We start from the raw sequence: 2,456 nt of genomic DNA, 5'->3' as shown, positions 1-2,456 counted from the left end.
CGGACCTCGCCGACGAGCACCTCTCGGCCGAGCAGATCGGCGAGCGGGTCGCCGTCCTCGCGCCCGCGGTCCACCGCGCGACCGTCTACCGCACCCTGACGTCCCTCACCGAGGCCGGGGTCCTCTCGCACGTCCACCTCGGGGGCAGCGCGACGGTCTACCACCTCGCCGCGCGCCCGAGCGAGCACGCTCGTGGGGCGAGCCCAGCGGCATACGGCCCGGACAGGTCGACGCCACACGCGCACGGGCACCTCCACGTGCAGTGTGCGGTGTGCGGGCGCGTCCAGGACGCCCCGGCCGACGTCCTCGAGCAGGCCGGGCGGCGGCTGCGCGAGGAGCTCGGCTTCGAGCTCGACACCACGCACGCGGCTCTGTTGGGGAGGTGCGCGGACTGTGCCCGTGCCTCCTAGGATCGCAGCCGCCGTCGAGGTGCTCGACCCGCAGCCCGGTGACGTGGTGCTCGAGGCAGGCGGCGGCAACGGCGTATCGGCGCAGCTCATCTGCTCGCGGCTCGGCGCCGGACGGCTCATCGCCCTCGACCGCTCGGCGGTCGCCACCCAGCGCACGCTGGCCCGCAACGCCGAGCATGCCGAGGCCGGACGGCTCGAGGCCGTGACCGGATCGCTCGGCGACCTGCGCGGGCGGGATGCAACCGTGGACCGGGCCCTCACCGTCAACGTCAACGTGTTCTGGACGAGTCCCGCCGACGCCGAGCTCGAGGCGCTGCGCCGCGTGCTGCGGCCCGGCGGCCTCGTCGTCCTCGCGTGGGGGGCCGAGGGCCCGCAACCCGCCGCGCGCATCGTCGACGCGGTCACCACCGGTCTCGATCGTCACGGGTTCACGGCGGTTGCGTCGATCGACGATCCTCGCCTCGTCGGACTGACCGCGGTGCGACCCTGACCCGAGTGGCGCCGAGCGAACAGGGGACTGTCCTTCTGGCACCACACAGCGACCGCGTGCCGGGCTAGGGTGCCGTCATGGTGGGGGCGACGACGCGGGCAGGCGGGCTGGACCCCTCGGTGCGACGCGGCTACGGGGTCGGCTCCGTGGCAACGGGAGCCTTCGGGACCGTGCCGGGCCTGCTCCTGCTGCCCTACCTGACCGACCACATCGGCATCGCCGCCGGCCTCGCCGGGGTCATCGTCTTCGCCCCCAAGGCGTGGGACGTCATCCTCAACCCCATCGCTGGACGGATCAGCGACCGGTCGCAGCACCCTGACGGCAAGCGCCGCCCCTTCCTCGTGCGCGCAGGTCTGCTCCTCGCGGCGTGCTTCGTCCTCCTCTTCGCCGGGCCGACCTCCCCGGCGTGGGCGGGCGCCGCGTGGGTCGCCGTCGCCTACCTCGCCTGCGCGACCGCCTACTCGTTCTTCCAGGTCCCCTACGTCGCGATGCCGGCCGAGATGACCGACGACTACGACGAGCGGACCCGGCTCATGACGTGGCGGGTCGCGATCCTCGCGCTCGCGATCCTCGTCAGTGGCGGCGCGTCGCCGGCGATCCGCGACGCGCTCGGCCCGGAGTGGGGCTACCGCGCGGTGGGCCTCTTCGTCGGGCTGCTCATCGCCGTCGGTGCCTGGGGAGCCTGGCGGGGCACTCGGTCCGCGCCGGCTCTGCACGACACTCCTGCCGAGGTGTCTTTCGGCGACCAGCTGCGGATCGTGCGCTCCGACAGGACGTTCCGGCTGCTGCTGACGACGTTCGTGGTGCAGGCGCTCGCGACCGGGGCGATGCTCGCGGGGGTCGACTACGTGTCGCGGTGGATCATCGGCACGCCGCTGTCGGCGACGTTGCTCTTCGTGTGCTTCGTCGCCCCGGCCCTGCTCGTCACACCGCTGTGGCAGCGCTACGGCACGAGCCTCGGCAAGAAGCGGGGTTACCTCGCAGCCTCGCTCCTGCTCGGCGGAGGCGCCCTCGCCCTCGTGCTGGCGCGGTCGCTGCCCCACGCTGCCATCTATGGCTGCGTGGCCGTGGTCGGGGTCGGCTATGCCGGTGCCCAGATGTTCCCCATGGCGATGCTGCCCGACGTGGCGAGCCGGAGCGCGGACGCGCGCACGCGGATCGGCCTCTACACGGGAGTGTGGACAGCCGGGGAGACGCTCGGGCTCGCCTTCGGACCGGGGGTGTATGCCGCTGTGCTCGCTCTCGGGGGCTATGCCTCCTCCAGCGCGGGCTCGGTTGTCACGCAGGGCGACTCGGCCTTGACAGCCATCGTCCTCGGCTTCTCGATCGTCCCGGCCGTCCTTGTCGGCCTGTCCCTGCTGACCCTGCACCGCTTCCCCGACGAAGAGAGTGAACCGGCATGAACCTCGACGAGATCAGGGCGCGACTTGCCGGGCTGCGGGGTCACGACCTGCCCACCCACGGTGGGCGCACGCTCGCCTACGTCTATGACTCGGGCGTCGCCGAGGCCGACGAGATCGGCCGCGAGACCCTGGCGGCCTTCGCGTCGACCAACG

3 protein-coding genes are annotated in these 2,456 nt (G+C 72.9%); all 3 read left to right on the top strand.

The window, feature by feature from the left end:
- The coding region (locus tag LOY02_RS18090; RefSeq protein WP_317183763.1) for a transcriptional repressor at positions 1-410 on the top strand (410 nt) is incomplete at its 5' end.
- The gene (locus tag LOY02_RS18085; RefSeq protein ID WP_317183762.1) at positions 400-900 is read left to right on the top strand and encodes a class I SAM-dependent methyltransferase; all 501 of its coding nucleotides are present in this window, start codon (positions 400-402) and stop codon (positions 898-900) included. The genes LOY02_RS18090 and LOY02_RS18085, both read left to right, overlap by 11 nt.
- Before the next feature lie 77 nt (positions 901-977).
- Entirely contained in the window at positions 978-2,303 is a 1,326-nt protein-coding gene (locus tag LOY02_RS18080; RefSeq protein ID WP_317183761.1) for an MFS transporter, read from the top strand.
- Positions 2,304-2,456: the final 153 nt, after the last annotated feature.

This window comes from Intrasporangium sp., assembly GCF_032907665.1.
GTDB lineage: Bacteria > Actinomycetota > Actinomycetes > Actinomycetales > Dermatophilaceae > Intrasporangium.
This window is presented reverse-complemented; position numbering and strand designations above follow the sequence as displayed.